General features: G+C 66.9%; 19 protein-coding genes. 11 read left to right on the forward strand and 8 right to left on the reverse strand.

The features are described from left to right. Positions 1 to 153 precede the first annotated feature (153 nt). A complete protein-coding gene (locus tag KHP16_RS10605) occupies positions 154 to 828 on the forward strand; it encodes a heavy metal response regulator transcription factor (protein WP_109583381.1) in 675 nt (224 codons plus the stop codon). Next, the gene (locus KHP16_RS10610; protein ID WP_115953243.1) at positions 825 to 2222 is read left to right on the forward strand and encodes a heavy metal sensor histidine kinase; all 1398 of its coding nucleotides are present in this window, start codon (positions 825 to 827) and stop codon (positions 2220 to 2222) included. The genes KHP16_RS10605 and KHP16_RS10610 overlap by 4 nt, the downstream gene beginning before the upstream one ends. Here KHP16_RS10610 and KHP16_RS10615 read toward each other — a convergent pair whose 3' ends face one another. Next, a complete protein-coding gene (locus tag KHP16_RS10615; protein ID WP_109583379.1) occupies positions 2223 to 2960 on the reverse strand; it encodes an SDR family oxidoreductase in 738 nt (245 codons plus the stop codon). A 195-nt stretch (positions 2961 to 3155) separates the two neighbouring features. Here KHP16_RS10615 and KHP16_RS10620 point away from each other — a divergent pair, with 195 nt between their 5' ends. Both KHP16_RS10620 and KHP16_RS10625 read left to right on the forward strand, forming a co-directional pair. Next, a complete protein-coding gene (locus KHP16_RS10620; RefSeq protein WP_211960145.1) occupies positions 3156 to 4727 on the forward strand; it encodes a class I adenylate-forming enzyme family protein in 1572 nt (523 codons plus the stop codon). Between the two features lie 33 nt (positions 4728 to 4760). Then, the gene (locus KHP16_RS10625; protein WP_109583746.1) at positions 4761 to 5627 is read left to right on the forward strand and encodes an IclR family transcriptional regulator; all 867 of its coding nucleotides are present in this window, start codon (positions 4761 to 4763) and stop codon (positions 5625 to 5627) included. Positions 5628 to 5671: 44 nt separating this feature from the next. Here the strand turns inward: KHP16_RS10625 and KHP16_RS10630 are convergent, their stop codons facing one another. The 4 genes from KHP16_RS10630 to KHP16_RS10645 all read right to left on the reverse strand — a co-directional run bounded on the left by KHP16_RS10630 (position 5672) and on the right by KHP16_RS10645 (position 8735). Further along, complete coding sequence (locus KHP16_RS10630) at positions 5672 to 6460, reverse strand: IclR family transcriptional regulator domain-containing protein (RefSeq protein WP_109583377.1); 789 nt, start codon at positions 6458 to 6460, stop codon at positions 5672 to 5674. Positions 6461 to 6549: 89 nt separating this feature from the next. Continuing rightward, positions 6550 to 7509 carry a Bug family tripartite tricarboxylate transporter substrate binding protein gene (locus tag KHP16_RS10635; protein ID WP_167468433.1) on the reverse strand — a complete coding sequence of 320 codons (960 nt, stop codon included), beginning with the start codon at positions 7507 to 7509 and terminating at the stop codon, positions 6550 to 6552. A gap of 39 nt (positions 7510 to 7548) precedes the next feature. Then, on the reverse strand, positions 7549 to 7941 hold the full coding sequence (locus KHP16_RS10640; protein ID WP_109583375.1) for a Cif family virulence factor: 393 nt from the start codon (positions 7939 to 7941) through the stop codon (positions 7549 to 7551). 2 nt (positions 7942 to 7943) lie between these two features. Beyond that, entirely contained in the window at positions 7944 to 8735 is a 792-nt protein-coding gene (locus KHP16_RS10645; RefSeq protein ID WP_211960146.1) for an alpha/beta fold hydrolase, read from the reverse strand. A gap of 237 nt (positions 8736 to 8972) precedes the next feature. Between KHP16_RS10645 and KHP16_RS10650 the strand changes: the two genes are divergently transcribed. The 3 genes from KHP16_RS10650 to KHP16_RS10660 all read left to right on the forward strand — a co-directional run bounded on the left by KHP16_RS10650 (position 8973) and on the right by KHP16_RS10660 (position 11928). After that, positions 8973 to 9839: a metal-dependent hydrolase gene (locus tag KHP16_RS10650; RefSeq protein WP_211960147.1), complete on the forward strand. Its 867-nt coding sequence runs from the start codon at positions 8973 to 8975 to the stop codon at positions 9837 to 9839. Between the two features lie 164 nt (positions 9840 to 10003). Beyond that, positions 10004 to 10684, forward strand: a complete 681-nt coding sequence (locus KHP16_RS10655) for an ABC transporter substrate-binding protein (RefSeq protein WP_244214646.1) — start codon at positions 10004 to 10006, stop codon at positions 10682 to 10684. Positions 10685 to 10824: 140 nt separating this feature from the next. Then, on the forward strand, positions 10825 to 11928 hold the full coding sequence (locus KHP16_RS10660; RefSeq protein ID WP_211960148.1) for an alkene reductase: 1104 nt from the start codon (positions 10825 to 10827) through the stop codon (positions 11926 to 11928). Positions 11929 to 11950: 22 nt separating this feature from the next. On the opposite strand, the gene KHP16_RS10665 is transcribed toward KHP16_RS10660, so the two are convergent. Further along, on the reverse strand, positions 11951 to 13435 hold the full coding sequence (locus tag KHP16_RS10665) for a glycosyltransferase family 2 protein (RefSeq protein WP_211960149.1): 1485 nt from the start codon (positions 13433 to 13435) through the stop codon (positions 11951 to 11953). A 14-nt stretch (positions 13436 to 13449) separates the two neighbouring features. Next, positions 13450 to 14079 (reverse strand): cytochrome b, encoded by a 630-nt coding sequence (locus tag KHP16_RS10670; RefSeq protein ID WP_211960150.1) that lies wholly within the window; start codon positions 14077 to 14079, stop codon positions 13450 to 13452. Positions 14080 to 14370: 291 nt separating this feature from the next. Between KHP16_RS10670 and KHP16_RS10675 the strand changes: the two genes are divergently transcribed. From KHP16_RS10675 to KHP16_RS10690, 4 genes are all read left to right on the forward strand, one after another. Further along, positions 14371 to 14952, forward strand: coding sequence for an RNA polymerase sigma factor (locus tag KHP16_RS10675; RefSeq protein ID WP_211960151.1), 582 nt, complete (start codon positions 14371 to 14373; stop codon positions 14950 to 14952). Beyond that, positions 14949 to 15881 (forward strand): anti-sigma factor family protein, encoded by a 933-nt coding sequence (locus KHP16_RS10680; protein ID WP_211960152.1) that lies wholly within the window; start codon positions 14949 to 14951, stop codon positions 15879 to 15881. The genes KHP16_RS10675 and KHP16_RS10680 overlap by 4 nt, the downstream gene beginning before the upstream one ends. Before the next feature lie 206 nt (positions 15882 to 16087). Then, positions 16088 to 16609, forward strand: a complete 522-nt coding sequence (locus tag KHP16_RS10685; RefSeq protein WP_179593865.1) for a tripartite tricarboxylate transporter TctB family protein — start codon at positions 16088 to 16090, stop codon at positions 16607 to 16609. 5 nt (positions 16610 to 16614) lie between these two features. Further along, positions 16615 to 18156 (forward strand): tripartite tricarboxylate transporter permease, encoded by a 1542-nt coding sequence (locus KHP16_RS10690; RefSeq protein WP_109583365.1) that lies wholly within the window; start codon positions 16615 to 16617, stop codon positions 18154 to 18156. Between the two features lie 21 nt (positions 18157 to 18177). Here KHP16_RS10690 and KHP16_RS10695 read toward each other — a convergent pair whose 3' ends face one another. Continuing rightward, entirely contained in the window at positions 18178 to 19218 is a 1041-nt protein-coding gene (locus tag KHP16_RS10695) for a sensor domain-containing diguanylate cyclase (protein WP_211960153.1), read from the reverse strand. Between the last annotated feature and the right edge of the window lie 89 nt (positions 19219 to 19307).

The following is a 19307-nucleotide window of genomic DNA, read 5'->3' on the forward strand; positions in this document are numbered from 1 at the left end:
CCTCGGGCGAGATCCGGATGGGAGTCTAGAGAGGGGTCGGCTCGCCGATCGGGGACAAAACCATTACAGTTCTGTCATGCACTTCGGGGGGTGCCGCCCCTATCATCCAGTCAACCTGAACAACAGTGCCCAGTGCGGAAAGATGGAGCAGCGATGAGAATCCTGGTGGTGGAGGACGAGCCGAAGACGGCCGAATACCTGCGCAAGGGACTGACCGAGTCGGCCTTCGTGGTCGATCTGGCCGTGACCGGCCGGGACGGGCTGCACCAGGCGCTCGAAACCGACTACGACCTGGTCATCCTGGACGTGATGCTGCCCGGCATGAACGGGTGGGAGGTGCTCAAGCAGCTCCGCGAGCAGAAGGACACTCCCGTCCTGTTCCTGACCGCCCGGGATGACGTGGACGACCGGGTCCGGGGCCTGGAACTCGGCGGGGACGATTATCTGGCCAAGCCGTTCGCGTTCGTGGAGCTGCTGGCCCGCGTCCGCACGCTGCTGCGCCGCGGTCCCGTGCGGGAGTCCGAGCGCATCGAGATCGAGGATCTCGAGATCGACCTCATTCGCCATCGCGTGCTGCGCGCCGGCCAGCGCATCGATCTGACGCCGCGCGAGTTCGCCCTGCTCCATTTCCTGGCCCGCCGCCACGGCGAGGTCCTCAGCCGCACCCAGATCGCGTCCCACGTGTGGGACATGAACTTCGACAGCGATACCAATGTGGTTGACGTCGCCATCCGCCGCCTGCGCGCGAAGATGGACGACCAGTTCGCGCCCAAGCTGATCCACAGCGTGCGCGGCATCGGCTACGTGCTCGAGAATCGCCGATCGTGAGGCGCGGTCATTCGCTGACGCTGCGCCTGGCGCTGGCGTTCTCGCTCGTGGGCGGGATCGCGTTCGCATGCGTCGGCGCCTATCTTTACCGCGCCCTGGCCACGCAGATCATCGAGCGCGACGATGCCGAACTGATGCGCAAGGCCGTGCGCGTGCGCGCCGAACTCGCGATCCATCATGAGATGTCCGTCGATCGCTGGCGGGAAGTCAGCCGCGTGATGTCGGGCAACGATGAGTTCGGCCTGGACATCCGCGACGCCGAAGGCGTGCTCATGGTCGAGGCCAATCCCGATGGCAGCCGCTTCCCGGAGATGGCGGTCGTGCCGCTGAACAGCCCCGTGACGCGCGATGCCATCTATCTCTGGCGCAGCATGCACGACTACCCCGTGCGGGGGCTCGCCCTCGATGCCGCGGTGGCGGACAACGGTCCGACGGTGCGCGTCACGGTCTACCAGGTGGCGCGGTCGCGCGTCAATCTGCTGCGCGCGTATCGCTGGAAGTTGCTGATCGCGGCGGGCCTCGGCGCGATGACCGTCGGGCTGCTCGGGTTCGCCGCCTTGCGGGCGGGCATGGCGCCGTTGCGGCGCATGGCGGCCGGCGCCGAATACGTGACGTTCTCCAGCGTGGCGTTGCCGATCGACCCGGCCCGGCTGCCGCGCGAACTGGAGGAACTTGCGCTGGCGCTCCAGCAAATGATCGTGCGGTTGCAGGAGGCCTACGACCGGCTGTCGCGCTTCTCGTCGGACCTGGCGCACGACTTCCGCACGCCCATCGGCAACCTCCTTGGCCAGACGCAGGTGGCGCTGTCGAGCGACCGCACGGCGGAGGAATATCAGGCGCTGCTGGCGTCCAACGTGGAAGAGTACGAGCGGCTCTCGCGGATGATCGAGAACATGCTGTTCCTGGCGCGCGCCGACAATGCGCGGGTGGCCCTGAACGAGGTGGAGCTCGACCTGGCGTCCGAGCTGAGCCGTCAGGCCGACTACTTCGAACTGCTGGCCGACGCCAAGCAGATCACGTTTGGCGTGGATGCAAAGGGGATGGTCAAGGCGGACGCGATGCTGCTGCGCCGCGCGCTGAGCAACCTGATCTCGAACGCGGTCCGGCATACGCCCGAAGGGGAGCGGATCTTCCTGACGGCGACGCAGGACGCCACGACGACGCGCATCGAGGTCAGCAATCCCGGGCCAGGCATTCCGCCCGAGGATCTGCCGAAGATCTTCGACCGCTTCTTCCGCGGCGATCCGGCCCGCACGAACTCGGGCGAGTCGTCGGGCATCGGGCTGGCCATCGTCAAGACCATCATGGACCTGCACCGCGGCAGCGTCGAGGTGGACTCGCAGCCTAACGGCATGACGCGCTTCCGGCTGATCTTTCCGCGCCAGGGCCTTTGATCAGAAGGACTCCATCCACGGACGGATATCGAGCTCGTGCGTCCACGCGTCGCGCGGCTGGTTGTGCAGCATCCAGTAGGTATCGGCAATATGCTCGGGATTGACGATGCCTTCCTGTTCCTTGAGCTTGTAGCGTTCGGGAAACGTTTCGCGGATGAATTCGGTGTCGATGGCCCCATCGACGATCAGCTGCGCCACGTGGATGCCCCTGGGCCCCAGTTCGCGCGCCATCGATTGCGCCAGCGCGCGCAGTCCGTGCTTGGCGCCCGCGAACGCCGCGTATCCCGCGCGTCCGCGCAGGCTGGCCGTCGCGCCGGTAAAGAAGATCGAGCCGCGCGGCGCCGGCGTGCGCGATAGCATCACGCGCGCGGCCTCGCGGCCCATCAGGAAGCCCGCGAAGCAGGCCATCTCCCACACCTTGTAATAGACGCGAGCGGTCGTCTCGACGATATCGAAGCGCACGTTGGCGCCGATGTTGAACACCGCGACCTCGATCGGCGCGATCTCGGTTTCGATCTTGCGGAACAGCTCGGCGACGTCGTCCTCCTTGCGCGCGTCGGACCCGAACGCGTGCGCGACGCCGCCTTCCGCCTCGATTTGCGCGACCAGCGGGGCGAGCTTTTCCGCGTTGCGGCGCGTGACGCAGGCGATATAGCCCTCGCGCGCGAAGCGCCGGGCGATGGCGCCGCCCGTCGCGTCCCCCGCGCCGATCACGAGCACCGCTTTCTTCTCTGCCATGGAAGTCTCCTTGTTCTGGTTTCGGTGGAATCGTGGACTGCATATCGGTTCAGTATGGCTTCGCATATGCGGGGAGTCAACTCAGTTACGCCCTTAACTTGTCCTTATAAACCGCTGTGCGGTATATTGTCCCGCAAAGCAGTCCTGAGAGCGCCCGCCAAAGGGACGCCATCCAACGATACACAAGGAGACAGCATGGCCCAGTCAGCCCCCGACACGCGCGTGCGGCGCATCCACGAGGTCATCCGCCCATGGGTCGAACGCGATCCGCTCGCGCCCGCGCTGGAAGACCGGCGCGGCAGGCTCAGCTACGGCGGGCTGGCGAGCGCGGTGGAGCAGTCCGCGGCGCAGCTTCGGACGCTGGGTGTCAGGGGCGGCGATCGCGTGCTGCTGGTCGCGGAGAACTGCGTGGCGGTTGGCGTGCTCGTGCTCGCGGCCAGTGCGATCGACGCGTGGGCGGCGGTCGTCAACGCCCGGCTCTCGCCGCGCGAGATCGACAATTTCATCTCCCATTCAGGCGCGCGGCGCGTGCTGTATCTGACCGAGGTCTCGGCCGAGGCCCGGGCCCACGCGGAACGGGCCGGCGCCGAAGATCTGCCGTGGCCAGCGCTCGCGCCGGCGGGAGCCGGCACCATCGGCGTCGGCCCACTCCATGCGGATGCGGTGGCGGAGCCAGTTCATGACGATCCGCGCGAACAGGTTGCGGCACTGATCTACACCTCCGGCACCTCGGGGGACCCCAAGGGCGTGATGCTCACCCACGCGAATCTGCTGCACGTGGCCGAGCTTTCGCGGCGCCTGCGCAGGCTGGGGCCGGACGACCGGTTCTACGGCGTCCTTCCCATGGCGCATATCGTCGGCCTGTCGTCGCAGTTACTCGGCGCGCTGTCGAGCGGCGCCTCGATCGTGTTCGAGGAGCGCTACCAGCCCGACCGGCTCGTGCAGGCGCTGCAGGACGCGGGCGTGACGATCCTGCTCGGCGTGCCAGCCATCTACGCGAAGCTCGTGGATTGGTGCCGCCGCCACGAGGTGTCGCTCGCCGGCACGCGGCTGCGCTTTGCCGGGACGGCGGGAGCGCCACTGACCCCCGAACTCAAGGCGAATGCGGAGGCTTTGCTCGGCCAGCCACTGCACAACGGCTACGGGCTCACGGAGATGGCGCCGACCGTCGCGCAGACGCTGTTCGACACGCCGCGGACCGATTGCGCGGTCGGGCAGCCCATACCCGGCGTGGAAGTACGCATCGTCGATTTCGGTGGAGAGCCCGTGCCGCGGGGGCAGGTCGGTGAGCTTTGGGTACGCGGGGCAGGGCTGATGCGTGGCTACTATCGCGCGCCCGCGCTGACATGCGCGGTCATCGACCAGGACGGCTGGTTCAACACGGGCGATCTCGCGCGGCAGGGCGACGATGACGCCCTGTTCGTCGTCGGGCGGACCAAGGAACTGATCATCCGTTCGGGCTTCAATGTCTATCCGGTGGAGGTGGAACAGGCGATCAACTGCCATCCGGCGGTCGTGCAGTCCGCGGTAGTGGGCCGCGACGTGCAGGACAACGAGGAGGTCGTCGCATTCGTGGAGCTCGCCCCCAACGTGTCGCTCGACGCCGAGACGCTGGCCGCTTTCCTGCGCGAAAGGCTGTCGCCGTACAAGCTGCCGTCGGAGATCCGCTTCCTCGCGCAATTGCCGGCCGCCCCCACGGGTAAAATACGCAAGCACGAACTCAGGGCGCTGGCCGACGCGGCGCGGCCGGCGCCCCTCTCTTCCTGATTCTCGAGCCACGCCGCCATGGACTTCGCCAGCATGAAATCACGCAATGACCGGTCAGACGCGCAGGATGACGCCGAGTTGGGAGACAATCTCGTCAGCGACGATCTTGCCGACCCGGCGCAGGACCGGCACTTCGTGACGGCCCTCGCGCGGGGACTGGAAGTCCTGAGCGCGTTCCGTAGCGGCGACAGTTTCCTCGCCAATAGCGAACTGGCCGAGCGCACGCGCCTGCCGAAGTCCACGGTGACGCGGCTGACCTATACGCTGACGAAGCTCGGCTATCTGCATGTGGTGCCCGAGTCCGGCAAGTATCGGCTCGGCACGGCGACCGGCGCGCTTGGCAGCGCGATGCTCGCGAACCTCGACGTGCGGCAGGTGGCGCGGCCGCTAATGCAGGCGCTCGCGGCCGAGACCGGCGCGGTCATCGCGTTGTCCGCGCGCGATCAGCTGTCCATGCTCTACCTGGAATGTTGCCGCAGCACGTCGATCGTCACGCTGAGCCTGGATGTCGGGTCGCGCATTCCGCTGGGCACATCGGCTGCCGGCCGCGCGCTGCTGGCGGCGGTGGCCCCGAGCGAGCGGACCGGCCTGATGGAGCGGCTGCGGGCGCTCGACGAAGGCAACTGGCCGCAGGTCCAGCGGGGGATCGATGGCGCCATTGCCGAGTTCCAGCAGCACCATTGCGCCTACTCGGTCGGCGACTGGGTGCGCGAGGTCCATGCGGTGGCGGCGTCCCTGAATCCGGGCCGCGGGCTGCCGCTGATGGCGCTTAGCGCGGCGGGCGCCGCGCAATATTTTCCGGAAGCGCGCCTGCGCGACGAGATTCGTCCGCGTCTGCTGGAGACCGTGCGCGAGATCGAACGCCGGCTTGGCCAGCGATATGGCGAGGATCCGGCGTAGCGGATGACGTCGCCGTGACATCCACCTGAAGCCGCCCGCGGAGGCTATTGACGCGCGCGCAGCGCGTCGTTGATGTCGCGCGCGGCGGCTTCGAGGATCGGGAAGAACGACTCCATCATCTCCGCCTCCGACAGGCGCTGTGCATGGCCGGCGAGGTTGATCGCCGCGATGACGTCGCCCGCGCGGTTGCGCAGCGGCATCGCCAGCGCGACGAGGCTCGACTCCAGTTCCTGGTTCACGAAGCAGTACCCCTGCTCGCGCGTCCGTACGATCAGCGCCTTGAGCTGTTCCCGGTCGGTCGTGCTTTGCGGCGTGTAGGGCCGCACGTCGCTGCGGCGCAGGCGGTCGTCGAGCGCCGCATCGTCGAGCGCCGCGAGCAGCAGGCGTCCATGCGCGGTGGCCCACGCGGGCAGCCGCGTGCCGACCGACAGGTTCAGCGACATGACGCGCCGTGTCGAGGCGCGGGCCACGTAGACGACGTCGAGGTCGTCGAGCACGCACACCGAACACGACTCGCCGGTCTTCTCGGCCACGGCCACCACATAAGGCTCAACGATTTCCGCCACGGTGAGTCCCGACAGATACGAGTAGCCCAGGCGCATGACCTTCGGCGTGAGCCGGAAGATGCGCCCCTGCTGCGTGGCATATCCGAGATGGCACAGCGTCAGCAGCAGGCGACGCGCGGCGGCGCGACTCACGTTGGCGGCCTCGGCGACTTCCGATAGCGTCAGCTCCGCGCGATCGTCACCGAAGGCTTCGATCACGGCGAGGCCGCGCGCGAACGAATCCACGAAGTTGTTGGGGCCAATCGGGTTGTCGGATTCCTGAACCATGGAGGGAGCGTGGCGTAAGCGGGGTGGGCGTAAAAAGCCGCGGCTATTCTAGCGCACGGCTCACGCGCCATCCCGGGCCCATCCCCGGCTCATTCCGGCTGGATGCCCGCCGCGCGGATCGTCGTGCGATAGCGCACGAGTTGATCGTCCACGAGTCTGGCAAGGGTTGCCGGCGTGGACGGCGTCGCCGTGAAGCCCTGTTTCTCCAGCACCGCGAGCACCTCCGGATCCTTCAGCGCCGCCGTGAAGGCCTCGCGGATCTTCGTCAGCGCGGGCTCCGGCGTGCCGGCCGGCGCGAACAGGCCCGCCCACGACGTGATGTTGAAACCCGTGACGCCCGCCTCCTTCATCGTCGGCACGTCGGGCAGCAGCGGGCTGCGCGCCTCCGAGGTCGTGGCGAGCACGCGCAGCTTGCCGGAGGCGAGGTGCGTAAGGCCCAGGGTCGGGTTCCCGAACATCATCTGCACGCGATTGTCGAGGAGATCGACGATCGCGGCCGGTTCGCCCTTGTAGGCGACCGAGACCAGGGTGATGTTCGAGATCGCATTGAACTGCAGCGACGATACGAGCGCCGTGGTGTTGCCGGTGGCGTAGTTGAGCTTGCCGGGATTCGCCTTTGCATAGGCGATGAACTCCGGCAGCGTCCTGGCGGGGCTGGCCGCGTTCACATAAAGGAAGAACGTATAACGGCCGAGCTCGGTAATCGGCGCGAAGCTCTTCACCGGGTCGTACGGCAGCTTGATGCGCAGGGCGGGCGATGCCGACAGCGCGCTGTTGGTGCCGAACAGCAGCGTCTGGCCGTCGGGTTTGGCGCGCGCGACCTCCTGCGCGGAGATCATGCCGTCGGCGCCGGCCTTGTTGTCGACGATCATCGGCTGGCCGAGCTTCGTCGCGGCCGATCGCGCGAGCGCGCGGGCGATGACGTCGGAGGCGGCACCGGCCGGGAAGGGCACGACGAGGCGGACGGGGCCATTCGGAAAGTCGGCGGCGCGCGTGGGCATCGCCGCGGTCAACATCGCAAGCAGGGTGGTGGTGATCAGTGTTCTCAAGATTTGTCTCCTCATGGGTAACGCTATCGGTGCCGGATCTCAGGGACCGAAACTCGATCGCATCTGGATGCCCCAGTTGCCCTCGACGCGCGTCAGCACATACAGCGACTCATACACGCCGATCACCGAGCCGTCGCCACGAAAGCGCGTATAGCTGAGCGCGACGTGCGCCTTGTTGCCGCCGAATTGCACGAGTTCGCGTTCGCGCCACGTGCTGTAGCGCCAGTCGTCCTCGTCTCGCAGCCTCTGGAAAAGATCCATGGGATTGCTGCCCGCGGATTCGTACACCTTGATGTTGCCGCCCGCGAAACGCACGTGCGGAAAGTGCATGCATGCATCCATTGCGTCGGCGTCATGGGCGTTGAGCGCGGCCATGAAGCGGTCCAGCACGTCGCGGCATGCCGCCTCGATTTCGGTTCTCTCGTCTGCCATGTTCAGGGTTGGGTGTTGGGGGAAAGAAGAAAGGCGCGCACGGCCGTGTGGAAGGCTTCGGGCGCGCCCAGTGGTGCGAGGTGGGCCACGGGCAGTTCGAGGTAGCGGCTGCCGTCGATGGCGCGATGCAGTTGCTGCCCGAGCGCGGGCGGCGTGGCGAGGTCCTCGGTGCCGGCGATGACGAGCGTCGGCACGTCGATGGCCGCGACGGCGGCGGTCCGGTCGAATGCCATGACCGCGCCCGCGCATGCCGCATAGCCGGCGGGCGCGGTCGCCGAGAACATGCCGGCGAGCCATCGTTGCAGATCGGGCTGGCGCGCCACGTGCGCCGGGGTGAGCCAGCGCGCGATGGTGGCGTCGGCGATCGCCCCGGCGCCCGCGCGCGTGACGGTGTCGATGCGTCCTTGCCAGAACTGGCGGGCGTCCGCGGTGGGGGCGAAGCGGGCGGCGGTGTTCGCGAGCACGAGTGCCCGCAGGCGGTGCGGGGCCGCGAGCGCCAGTTCGATGCCGATGGCGGCGCCCATCGACACGCCGCAGTAGCGGAATGGGCCGATGCCGGCGGCGTCGATTGCATCGATCAGTTGCGTGGCCAGGTCGCCGAGGGTGGCGATCGGGAGGTCGGCCTGTCCGCCGTGGCCCGGCGGGTCGAAGCAGACGATGTGGAAATCCTCGCCCAGCGCCTCGATCGTCGGTTGCCATAGCCGGCGATCGGTGCCGAGCGAGTTGCCGAGGACGAGGACAGGGGCGCCGGCTTTGCCGGCGTGGTGCAGCGTCAGTGGCGGCGTCAGTGTCATGTCGGTGCCCGTCCCGGTTGCGTTTGCTGTGCGCTATGCGCACGTATGTGCGTATAGCGAATCCATGCTGCGAAGTATTGGTCGGGACAAACGCGTCTGTCAAGCGCGGCGGCGACGGATATTTCGAATCGTTACACGCGGTTGACAGGCCACATGCCGATGCAAATACTCGCGAAGCTGGCTTCCCAGATTTCCTTGAATCGAACCCACCGCGCAACGCCACAACGAGGACGACCGATGATCCGACGCAGCCTGCTTTGCATTGCCGCCGCCGTAGCCATGCTGTCCGGCTGCGCCGCCACCACCACGACGAGCGCGGTGCCGCAGCCGCAGGCGCCGGGGCAGATCGCCGCGGGCAAGGCCGAGGTGTTATGGCTCGGCCAGGCCGCGACGCGCATCACCACGCCGGGCGGCAAGGTGATCGTCATCGACCCGTGGCTCGTGACGAATCCGAAGACGCCCGCTGCTTACAAGGATCTGGCCGCGCTGGGCAAGGTGGACCTGATCCTCGTCACGCATGCGCACAACGACCATCTGGCCGATGCGCCCGCGCTCGCAAAGCGCAATAACGCGCCGATCTGGAATGGTGGCGGCATGGGGCAGGCGCTGGTGTCGCTCGAGATGGTGCCGCCCGCGCTGGCGCAGCGCTTTGGCAAGAGCGGCACGATCATGCCGTTCGGCCCCAACGGGGTGAAGATCACCGCGGTGCATGCCGAGCATTCGTCGGAACTCGTGTGGAAGAACCCGGCGACCAACAAGGACGAGACGCACTATGGCGGTGAGCCCGTGGGCTACATCATCGAACTCGAGAACGGGTTCAAGATCTGGCACATGGGCGATACCGGCCTGTTCGGCGACATGCGGATGATCGGCGAGCGGTACAAGCCGGATCTCGTGCTCATTCCGATTGGCGGGCATTTCACGATGGGGCCGCAGGAAGCTGCGAGCGCCGTGCGCGATCTGATCAAGCCCAGGTATGCGATTCCGATCCACTACCAGACGTTTCCGCTGCTGCGCGGCACGCCGGCCGAATTCAGTGCGGCGCTTGGCGTGACGGGGACCAGCGTGATCGTGCCGGAGCCGGGGCAGAAGGTGGACTTCTGATGAATCTTCAACGACGCTCGTTATGCGGTGCCGCTGCCGGCATGGGACTCCTGCTCGCGCTCGGTGGCTGCACGGGCGTGTCGCCAGGTGCGGCGTCCGGCGGCGTGTCGGCCACGGGTGGCGGCGCCCGTGCGGCCGCGGCGGAGTTGACCGGCACGGGCAGGATGCGCGCCGCCATTAACCTCGGTAATCCGATCCTCGCGTCGCGCGGCACGGACGGCGAGGTGAAGGGCGTGTCGGTAGACCTCGCCCGCGAGGCCGCCCGCCGGCTCGGCGTACCGCTCGAGCTGGTGCCGTTCGCCTCGGCGGGCAACGTCGTGGACGCCGTGCGCACAGGACAGGTGGACGTGGCGTTCGTCGCCATCGATCCCGTGCGCGGGAAGGACATCGCCTACACCGCGCCGTACGTGATCATCGAAGGCGCGTACCTCGTGCGCAACGATTCGCCGCTCCGGCGCAATGAGGACGTCGATCGCGCGGGCACGCGCGTGGTGGTGGGCAAGGGCAGCGCGTACGACTTGTACCTGACGCGCGAGATCAAGGCCGCCACGCTCGTGCGCGCGCCCACGTCGCCAGCGGTAACGGACATGTTCCTGGCGCAGCGGCTCGATGTGGCGGCAGGCGTCCGACAGCAACTCGAAGCCGACGCCAGGCGCGTGGGGGGCGTACGGATGCTGCCCGGCCGCTTTATGGTGATCGAGCAGGCCATGGGCGTCCCGAAGGCACACGCCGCCGCGCAGGCCTGGCTCAGCGGCTACATCGAGGAGATGAAGGCGTCGGGGTTCGTCGCGGAGGCATTGCGGCGGCACGGCATCGAAGGCGCGGGCGTCGCGCCGCAGCGCTGAGCGTGCTCGGGCCTCTTTCCGTGGGAGAAGGCGCCGCATTCTTGCCGCCGCCGCAAAAAACATTCGCATCGCGGCGGGTTTTTAGGTAGGGCTCGGGCGCCGACAATGGCGCCCATTCGATGGCTTCCCGAGAACCCGACATGCCCGCAAACTCGCTGTTCCAGCCCATGACACTGGGCGCCCTCACGCTCCCCAATCGTATCGTCATGCCGCCGATGACGCGGTCTCGGGCGAGTCAGCCGGGGGATGTGCCCAACGCGCTCATGGCCGAGTATTACGCCCAGCGCGCGCAGGCTGGGCTCATCGTCAGCGAGGGCACGTGGATCTCGCCGCTGGGGAAGGGCTATGCATGGACTCCAGGCATCCAGGCACCCGCGCAGATCGAAGGGTGGCGGCTCGTGACCGATGCCGTGCACAAGGCCGGCGGTCGCATCTTCGCGCAGTTGTGGCACGTCGGCAGACTGAGCCACGAGAGCCTGCTTGGCGGCCAGTCGCCGGTTTCCTCGTCGCCCATCCAGGCCGAGGGCGTCAAGGTGTACGTCGCCGAGGCCGACGGCCGTCCCGGCTTCGTGCAGGCCGCCATGCCGCGCGCGCTGAGCATCGCGGAAATCGCCGAGGTGGTGGAACAATACCGGCAGGCCGCGCGCAATGCGATGGCCGCCGGATTCGATGGCGTCGAACTCCACGCCGCCAACGGCTACCTCGTCAACCAGTTCATCGATTCGGAAGCCAACCGCCGCACTGACGCATACGGCGGCTCGCTGTCAAACCGCCTGCGCTTCCTCGACGAAGTGGCCCGCGCCCTCATCGAAGGCACAGGCGACGCGAGCCGCGTCGGCATTCGGCTCGCGCCGCTGACCACCCTCAACGGCTGCGTCGACGCGGACCCCGTGACCACATACACCGAAGCCGCGCGCCTGCTTGGCAATATCGGCGTGGGCTATATCCATATCGCGGAAGCCGACTGGGATGACGCGCCGGACATGCCGCTGGCGTTCAAGCAGCAGCTGCGCGACGTGTATCCCGGCGTGATGATCTACGCGGGCCGCTACACCGCCGAACGCGCGCAGGCCGCGCTCAGCGAAGGCTGGGCCGACCTGATCGGATTCGGAAGACCCTTCGTCGCCAACCCCGATCTGCCGACGCGACTTCGCAAGGGCGCACCGCTGGCCGAGCACGACCGCGACACGCTGTTCGGCGGCGACGCCCATGGTCTGACGGACTACCCTGCGCTGGCCGCCTGATATGGCCACCTGACATGGCCACCTAGCGGCGATTCACGATCCCCGTCCGCTGCTGCACGCCCCACGTCTGGCGCCGGCCCAGCAGAAGACCGAAGAAATGGAACCAGCCGATCGTGGCACCGCCATGTCGCATCAGCTGGAACGTGAAGGGTTCCAGCATCGAGGCGACAAGCGCGCAAACGAGACCCGTGCGACGCGTATCGCCGCTCCAGCGCCGGTACAGATGAATCGACCACGCATGGAACGCGAGGTCGACCGCGATCTTGCCGGCGATGACACCCAGCGCCGGCAGCGCGATCGAGAACCGCCCGCCGATGAGAAACGCGATCAGTAACGCAAACGCGGTCACGCCATAGATGGGCTGCATCGTGTCGAACGCCTTGACGGGCAACATCATCAGCCCGAGCTTGCCGTAACGCCGATTGCCCGTCATTTCGCGATACCAGTACTGGGTTTGCAGGAAACCCGCAAACCAGCGGCGCCGCTGTCGCAGAAAGGCGCCCAGCGTGCCCGGCGCATCCGTCGTGGCCCGCGCTTCGCCAACCACCCGCACGTCCCACTCACACCCGCGCATCGCCGCATGGCGGCGCAGACGGTGAATCAGCTCGTAGTCCTCGACCAGGCACTTGGGATCGAAGCCCCCGACTTCCATCACCGCATCGCGCCGGTAGCACGCGAACGCACCGGACACCAGCAGCAGTCCATCGGCCTGCGCCCACGCAAAGCGCGACACGAAGTTGCGGATGTACTCGTACGTCTGAAACCACTGGAAGAAGCGGCCTCCCGCCGTGCGCGCGCAGACCGGGGTGAGCAGGCCGGTGGCGGCAACGAGCCGTGAAGAACGCGCGAAAGCGCGCGTCATCGCCTCGCAGGCATCGGCATCCAGCAGCGTATCGGCATCCACGGTCATGAAGGTCTCGCTGCGCAACTCGACCAGCGCCGCATTCAGCGCGGAGGCCTTGCCGCCGTGCGGCAGCCGCAGCCAGCGCAGCGCCGGGTAGCGCGAGGACGGCGCGCTGATCTCGCCTTCCCCGGGTGGTACCAGTCCGTAGCGCGACGTCAGCAGCGCCGCGGTGCCGTCGGTCGAGCCATCGTCGGCGATGACGATCTCGTCGGGCACGCGTGTCTGGCCGAACAGCGCATGCAGCGTAATGGGCAATGCATCGGCCTCGTTGCGCGCGGCGACGATCACCGCAAGCGAACGCGGCTTGAGCACACTGTGCTGGAGATCCTGCCGCGCGGGCCAGCGCAACGCGCGCGCCTGCCACGCGACGAACGCGAGCAACAGGGTGTCGTAGCCGACGTACGCCATGCCGACCGACCACGCGGCCATGCCGTCCAGATAGAACGCCCGCGCGAACAGCAGGCCCCACACCGCGAACACGACGCCATGGATCGCGAAACTGGTCCAGGGCGTGCGCGGCGGCGCGATGCGCGAGGAAGAGTGCGCGAGCGCCAGATCGAGGGCGTATTTGCGGGAGTAATCGTTGAGTTCGACGTGCAGCATCGGGTGATACTCCTTCACGGCAACATCCGGGACAGGACGGGGTGCCTGTCGATCCATTGGTGCTTGAGCGCGCCGAGTACGTGCAACCCCAGCAGCGCGTACAGCGCATAGCCGCACGCGGCGTGGAACGTGCCGAGCCACGTGTGCAGCGATTCCCTGAGGTCCGGCGCGAGCTGCATGATCGGACCGATGCGCGGCCACGGTACGAGGCCGAACAGGGGCATCGGATGCGAGGCCGCCGCGACCCACGCGGAGTCGTGCATCCAGCCGGACAGGGGCAGCAGGAAGATCAGCGCGTAGAGCCCCATATGCACGCCGTGCGCGAGCACGCGCTCCCATCCGCGCATGGCGTTGGGCAGCGGCGGCGGCCGATGGGTGACGCGCCAGACCAGGCGCACGATCGACAGCGCCAGCACGGTGATGCCGATCGACTTGTGCGTATCGATGAGCAGCCGCAGGACGTCGCCGGAAACCGCGTCTTCCGGCAGCCGCGACATCGTCAGGCCGAGCACCACGTTGGCGATCATCAGCAGCGCGACGGCCCAGTGCAGCAGGATGGCGGCAAGGGTGTACTGGGTGGCCGCGTCGTGCGGCAACGGCAGAGAGGAGGGGGCGGTCTGGACGGAGTGGGAAGAGCGGGTCATGGCGCGGATTGAAAAAAGGGAACACATGTCCGCATAACGCCCGGTGCACGATGCTTATTCCACCGCGATGACAGAAATGCGGAGAGAATTCGGCGGGATAAGGCGCGCCGTGCGAACGCGAAAGAACGTCGCCATTTTTCTTGCGAAGCGATGGAATAATTCGCGCTCGACGGCTGTTTTGGATATGGCCGTAGCGCATCGGCGCGCCACGGTGACCTCGCGGCGCGCGGTGCTTTGACCTGCGCGGCGGCGTGCTATGCTGCGCGCGAATGAAGCGGGGGAACGACGTCGATGACCGGTGCACAATTACCGGACATGCTGCCAGGGATGCTGCCGAGGCTATGGGCCTTTGCGCTGCGGCTGACCGGGGACAAGCATGACGCGGAAGACCTGGTGCAGCGCGCCTGCGTCCGCGCGCTCGAACGCGCGGATCAGTTGCAGCCTGGAACGGCCGCGCTGAGCTGGATGTTTTCGATCGTCCATAGCGTATGGATCAACGAGCTGCGCGCGCGCACGGTACGGAGCCGCGCGAGCATGGAATGGGATGACCAGTTCGTCGAGAACGTGGCCGATCCGGCCGGCCGGACCCCGGAGGAACAGTTGATGCACGGGCAGATCATCGACGCGTTCAAGCGCCTGCCCGAAGCCCAGCGCGCAGTGATGCTGCTCGTCGCGGTGGAAGGCCTCAGTTATCAGGAAACGGCGGAGGCGATCGGCGTGCCGATCGGCACGGTCATGAGCCGCCTGTCGCGCGCGCGGCAGGCGATTGGCGCGCGCTTTGGTGGCAATGCGGGCGGGAATGCGGGCAGGCAGGGGTCCGCCTCCGCCTCCGCTGCAAGCAGCGCGGACAACGGCAGGGGGTCGATCGCATGACTATCGACGAAACGTTGCTGATGGCCTACGCCGACGGAGAACTGCCACCCGCGCAGCGCGCCGAGGTGGAGGCGCTCGTGGCCCGTGACCCGGAAGCCGCCGCGCTGCTCGCGCTGTTCGAGGCGTCTAAGCTCGACTATGCCGGCGCGTTTGCCACGCAGGATTTGCCGCCGGTGCCGGAGTCGCTGACGCGCGGCGTGGAGGGGCTCGTTCTTGCCCATGGGGCGCGTCGGGCGCAGCAGGAAGCCGCAGGCGCCGAAGGTAGCAATGTCCGCAGTCTCGATGCCGAGCGGCAGAAGCGCCGCGGCGTGCCGGTGTGGCTCGCGGCGGCATGCATGGCCGGCGCATTCGGCGCGGGCCTCGTGATTCGCGGCGGCTTGCCCGGCAGTGGCGCGGGGGGGGCGGGATCGGCACCGGCGACGGTGGCCGGCAGCGCAAGCGCGCCCACGGTACCCGGCACCGCCCCGATCACCATGGCGAGCACGACGTTCGCGCCGTGGATCAAGGCCGCGATGGAATACCAGCAGCTTTACACGCGCGACAGCGTGGCCTACATGCCCGACGTCGACGCTCGGCACTTGACGCGCTTCATCGACGATGCGCGCGACAAGGACAAGCTCGACATCGACGTGCCCGATCTCAGCAAGGCGGGCCTCGAACTCAAGTCCGTCGCGCGCCTGAAGTTCCGCGGCAAGGCGCTCGTGCAACTGGTCTATCTGCCGAAGGAAGGCCCGCCGATCTCGCTGTGCGTGCTGGCCGAGCCGAAGGACGATCAGGCCGTGACCGCGAACCGTGTCGATGCAATGCATGTCGTGACATGGAGACAAGCAAAGCTCGGCTACGTGTTACTAGGCAATACCGAAGGCCTCGACCTCGAGTCCATCGGCAAGCAGATCGCGGCGAAGGACTATCCCAGGCTGTCGATATGAATCGGAGTAGGGGGTGAGAGCTGGGGGTGAGCCTAGGGATTTCACCTAGCACCCCCGCTCCTGAACCCAATAGATCACAACGTGATACACGTTGAAAGCTGGCCGCAAGTTGCCAGAAAGGCGATTGGAAGAACGGACTTGTAGATTCCTGTGACCCCCGCATAACGCCATTGCAAGGTGCCGGGGATTTTCACGCAGGAGACCCGATGAGCAGTCCTCCCACTTCCGCTTCGTCCCCCCATACAACTTCCCCTCGTTTCAAGAAGGACTACTACGGCGGCGCCCTCATGGTGATCGTCGGCCTGGCCGCGGTGTACGCCGGCCTGCAGTACCACACGGGCACATTGCGCCAGATGGGACCGGGTTTCTTTCCGGTATCCGTGGGCGCGCTGCTCGCCTTCGTCGGCGTGCTGATCGCCATGTCCGCGCGCAACGACAGGACGCCCGCGGATGCCCCGCAGGCCGGCGGCCACGGTCACGCGCACGGCGCGCCCGATCTGCGCGGCACGGTCTGCATCGTGCTCGGCACGCTCGCGTTCCTGCTGCTGGGCAAGTACGGCGGCATGATTCCCGCGACATTCGCCATCGTTTTCATCTCTGCGCTCGGTGACCGTAGCAACTCCATCAGGCAGGCCTTCGTACTCGCGATCGCGATGTGCGTGGTCGCGGCGGTGGTGTTCTGGTGGGCCCTCCAATTGCAGCTGCCGTTGTTCACCTGGGGAGGCTGACCGCCATGGTTTCCAGTGCATTGCATGATTTGTGGTTCGGGTTCGGCGTGGCCTTCCAGGGCTCGAACCTGATGTGGTCCTTCTTCGGCGTGCTCGTCGGCAACCTGATCGGGGTGCTGCCCGGCATGGGCGCGTTGTCCGCGATCTCGATCCTGTTGCCGCTGACATACGTCATGCATCCGGTGCCCGCCATCCTGATGCTCGCCGGCATCTTCTACGGCTCGCAGTACGGTGGCGCGATCGGTGCGATCCTGCTGAACCTGCCTTCGCATCCGCCGCACGCGGTGACCTGCCTCGACGGTTATCCCATGACACGCGCGGGCAAGGGCGGCACGGCGCTCGGCATCACTATGATCTGCTCGTTCTTCGCGGCATCGGTCGGCATTCTCGTGATGATCTTCGCGTCGCCGCTGCTCACGACCATCGCGTTCAAGTTCGGTCCGGCGGAGATCTTCTCGATCATGCTGCTGGGCTTGCTCGCGGGCTCGACGATGTCCCGCGGTTCGCCCCTCAAGGGCGTGGCGATGACGCTATTCGGCCTGCTTTGCGGCGTGGTCGGCACCGACGTGAACACGGGCACATTCCGCTTCGCGCTCGATATCCCCGAACTCAGCGACGGCCTGGAGCTCGTGGCGATCGCGATGGGCCTGTTTGGCGTGGCGGACTTCATCCTCAACGTCAACCGCATGAGCGCGGTTACGACCAAGACCAAGCTGCGCATCCGTGACATGCGGCCTTCGCTGGCGGAATTGAAGCAGGCGTTCTGGCCGATGGTGCGCGGCACCGGCGTGGGCACGCTCTTCGGCGCGATGCCGGGCACGGGGCCGACCATCACAACCTTCGTGGCCTACGCGCTGGAGCGCAAGATCTCCAAGACGCCGGAGAAGTTCGGCACCGGCATGATCGCGGGCGTGGCCTCGCCGGAAGCCTCGTCGCACTCGAAGACGCAGGTGGACTTCATCCCGACGATGAGCCTGGGGATTCCGGGCGATGCGGTGATGGCGCTGATCCTCGGCGCGCTGATGATCCAGGGCATCACCCCCGGACCGCAGCTCATCAGCGACCACCCGGACATCTTCTGGGGTCTGATCGCGAGCTTCTGGATCGGCAACGTGCTGCTGATGATCCTCAACGTGCCGATGATCGGCGTGTGGGTGAAGCTGCTGCAGGTGCCATACCGCTATCTGTTCCCTTCGGCGATGTTCTTCATTGCCGTGGGCGTGTTCAGCACGCAGAGCAGCCTGTTCCAGATCTGGGAAGTGCTTGCGTTCGGTCTGATCGGCGCGCTGCTGATCTACCTCGAGTTCTCCGTCGCGCCGATCCTGCTCGGCTTCGTGCTCGGGCCGATGGTCGAAGAGAACTTCCGCCGTTCGCTGCTGCTGTCGCGCGGGGACATGATGGTGTTCCTGCAGCGCCCGATCAGCTGCACGTTCGTCATCGCCTCGGCGCTGCTGCTGATAGGCGTGACCTGGTCCGCCTGGCGCGCGCACGCGGGACGCAAGTCCTCGCTGGACGTGGCGACGCCGGAGCTCGCGGTGAACGAGTAAGGCGGCAGGTGTCGCGGGCGTTCAGATCGAGTACGACTTGAACGCTTCGCCCTGCATGCCCGCGCGGTCGATGACGGCGATGCGGTTCCGGCCGTTGTCCTTCGCGTGATACAGCTGCGCATCCACGAGGTGGATGAAGCCCGGCATGTCGTTGCGATCGGTCGGGACGATCGTGCCGACGCCGAAGCTTGCCGTCACGCATTGGTTGTAAGGCGAGCGCACATGCGGAATCGCTGCTGCCGCGAGCAGGTCGCGGCAGCGCTCGGCCACGCGCACGGCGGCGTCCGCATCGGTGTTGCCGAGCACGAGGACGAATTCCTCGCCGCCGAAGCGTCCGAGAAAATAATCTTTCCCAACGGCCCTGGCGAGCACGGCGGCAACCTGCCGCAGGCATTCGTCGCCCTGCAAGTGGCCATAGTAGTCGTTATAGGACTTGAAGAAGTCGATATCGGCAAGGATCACCGAGACGGGGCCGCCGGCGTCGCGCGCGGCGTCCCATGCGCGCGCCATCGCGGTGTCGAACATGCGGCGGTTGCCGATGCCGGTCAGGCCGTCCGTGAATGACAGGCGTTCGAGTTCGCGCTGGGCCTGCGCGAGCTGCTCTTCCATGCGCTTGCGTTCGCTGATATCGAACATGAAGCCGACGAGCGCTTCCACGCCGTGCTCGTTACGCACGACGTGCACGACGTCGCGCATCCAGATATAGCTGCCGTCGCTCTTGAGCGCGCGGTAGTCGGCCTCGTGGTCGGCGCCAGCCTGCGATTGCGCCACGCAAAAATCCACCACAGCCGCACGGTCGTCCTCGTGGATGCGCGCTGCCCAGTCGTTGACGGTTTTCCAGCTCTCCGGAGACCAGCCCAGCAGTTGTCCGATCTGCGGACCGATGTACGAGAACGTCATCGTGGCCCAGTCGATTCGCCAGGGAATGGCCTTGGTGGACTCGAGCAGCGCGCGGTAAACGGTGTTGTCGTCTTCGCCGGGAGCGCGTTCGGCGGGGGCGAGCGTGGAAGGATGCTTCAGGAAGGCGGCTTGCAGCGGGCTCTTGGTCGGGTCTTGGCTCATGGCGTTGGCGGGCTGGCAGACGGGAACTGGCGGGATGCGGCGCAATTTATAGCATGGATTCATGGCCGTGCCGCGTGGGTGCCGTGGCG

This window comes from Cupriavidus plantarum, assembly GCF_905397285.1.
Classification (GTDB): Bacteria; Pseudomonadota; Gammaproteobacteria; order Burkholderiales; family Burkholderiaceae; genus Cupriavidus; species Cupriavidus plantarum.

Bases quoted from the DNA above. Each gene is read 5' to 3' on its own strand.
- KHP16_RS10605 (WP_109583381.1), top strand. From the start codon at position 154: ATGAGAATCCTGGTGGTGGAGGACGAGCCGAAGACGGCCGAATACCTG.
- KHP16_RS10615 (WP_109583379.1), bottom strand. From the start codon at position 2,960: ATGGCAGAGAAGAAAGCGGTGCTCGTGATCGGCGCGGGGGACGCGACG.
- KHP16_RS10620 (WP_211960145.1), top strand. From the start codon at position 3,156: ATGGCCCAGTCAGCCCCCGACACGCGCGTGCGGCGCATCCACGAGGTC.
- KHP16_RS10625 (WP_109583746.1), top strand. From the start codon at position 4,761: ATGAAATCACGCAATGACCGGTCAGACGCGCAGGATGACGCCGAGTTG.
- KHP16_RS10630 (WP_109583377.1), bottom strand. From the start codon at position 6,460: ATGGTTCAGGAATCCGACAACCCGATTGGCCCCAACAACTTCGTGGAT.
- KHP16_RS10640 (WP_109583375.1), bottom strand. From the start codon at position 7,941: ATGGCAGACGAGAGAACCGAAATCGAGGCGGCATGCCGCGACGTGCTG.
- KHP16_RS10645 (WP_211960146.1), bottom strand. From the start codon at position 8,735: ATGACACTGACGCCGCCACTGACGCTGCACCACGCCGGCAAAGCCGGC.
- KHP16_RS10650 (WP_211960147.1), top strand. From the start codon at position 8,973: ATGATCCGACGCAGCCTGCTTTGCATTGCCGCCGCCGTAGCCATGCTG.
- KHP16_RS10655 (WP_244214646.1), top strand. From the start codon at position 10,004: ATGCGCGCCGCCATTAACCTCGGTAATCCGATCCTCGCGTCGCGCGGC.
- KHP16_RS10660 (WP_211960148.1), top strand. From the start codon at position 10,825: ATGCCCGCAAACTCGCTGTTCCAGCCCATGACACTGGGCGCCCTCACG.
- KHP16_RS10665 (WP_211960149.1), bottom strand. From the start codon at position 13,435: ATGCTGCACGTCGAACTCAACGATTACTCCCGCAAATACGCCCTCGAT.
- KHP16_RS10670 (WP_211960150.1), bottom strand. From the start codon at position 14,079: ATGACCCGCTCTTCCCACTCCGTCCAGACCGCCCCCTCCTCTCTGCCG.
- KHP16_RS10675 (WP_211960151.1), top strand. From the start codon at position 14,371: ATGACCGGTGCACAATTACCGGACATGCTGCCAGGGATGCTGCCGAGG.
- KHP16_RS10680 (WP_211960152.1), top strand. From the start codon at position 14,949: ATGACTATCGACGAAACGTTGCTGATGGCCTACGCCGACGGAGAACTG.
- KHP16_RS10685 (WP_179593865.1), top strand. From the start codon at position 16,088: ATGAGCAGTCCTCCCACTTCCGCTTCGTCCCCCCATACAACTTCCCCT.
- KHP16_RS10690 (WP_109583365.1), top strand. From the start codon at position 16,615: ATGGTTTCCAGTGCATTGCATGATTTGTGGTTCGGGTTCGGCGTGGCC.
- KHP16_RS10695 (WP_211960153.1), bottom strand. From the start codon at position 19,218: ATGAGCCAAGACCCGACCAAGAGCCCGCTGCAAGCCGCCTTCCTGAAG.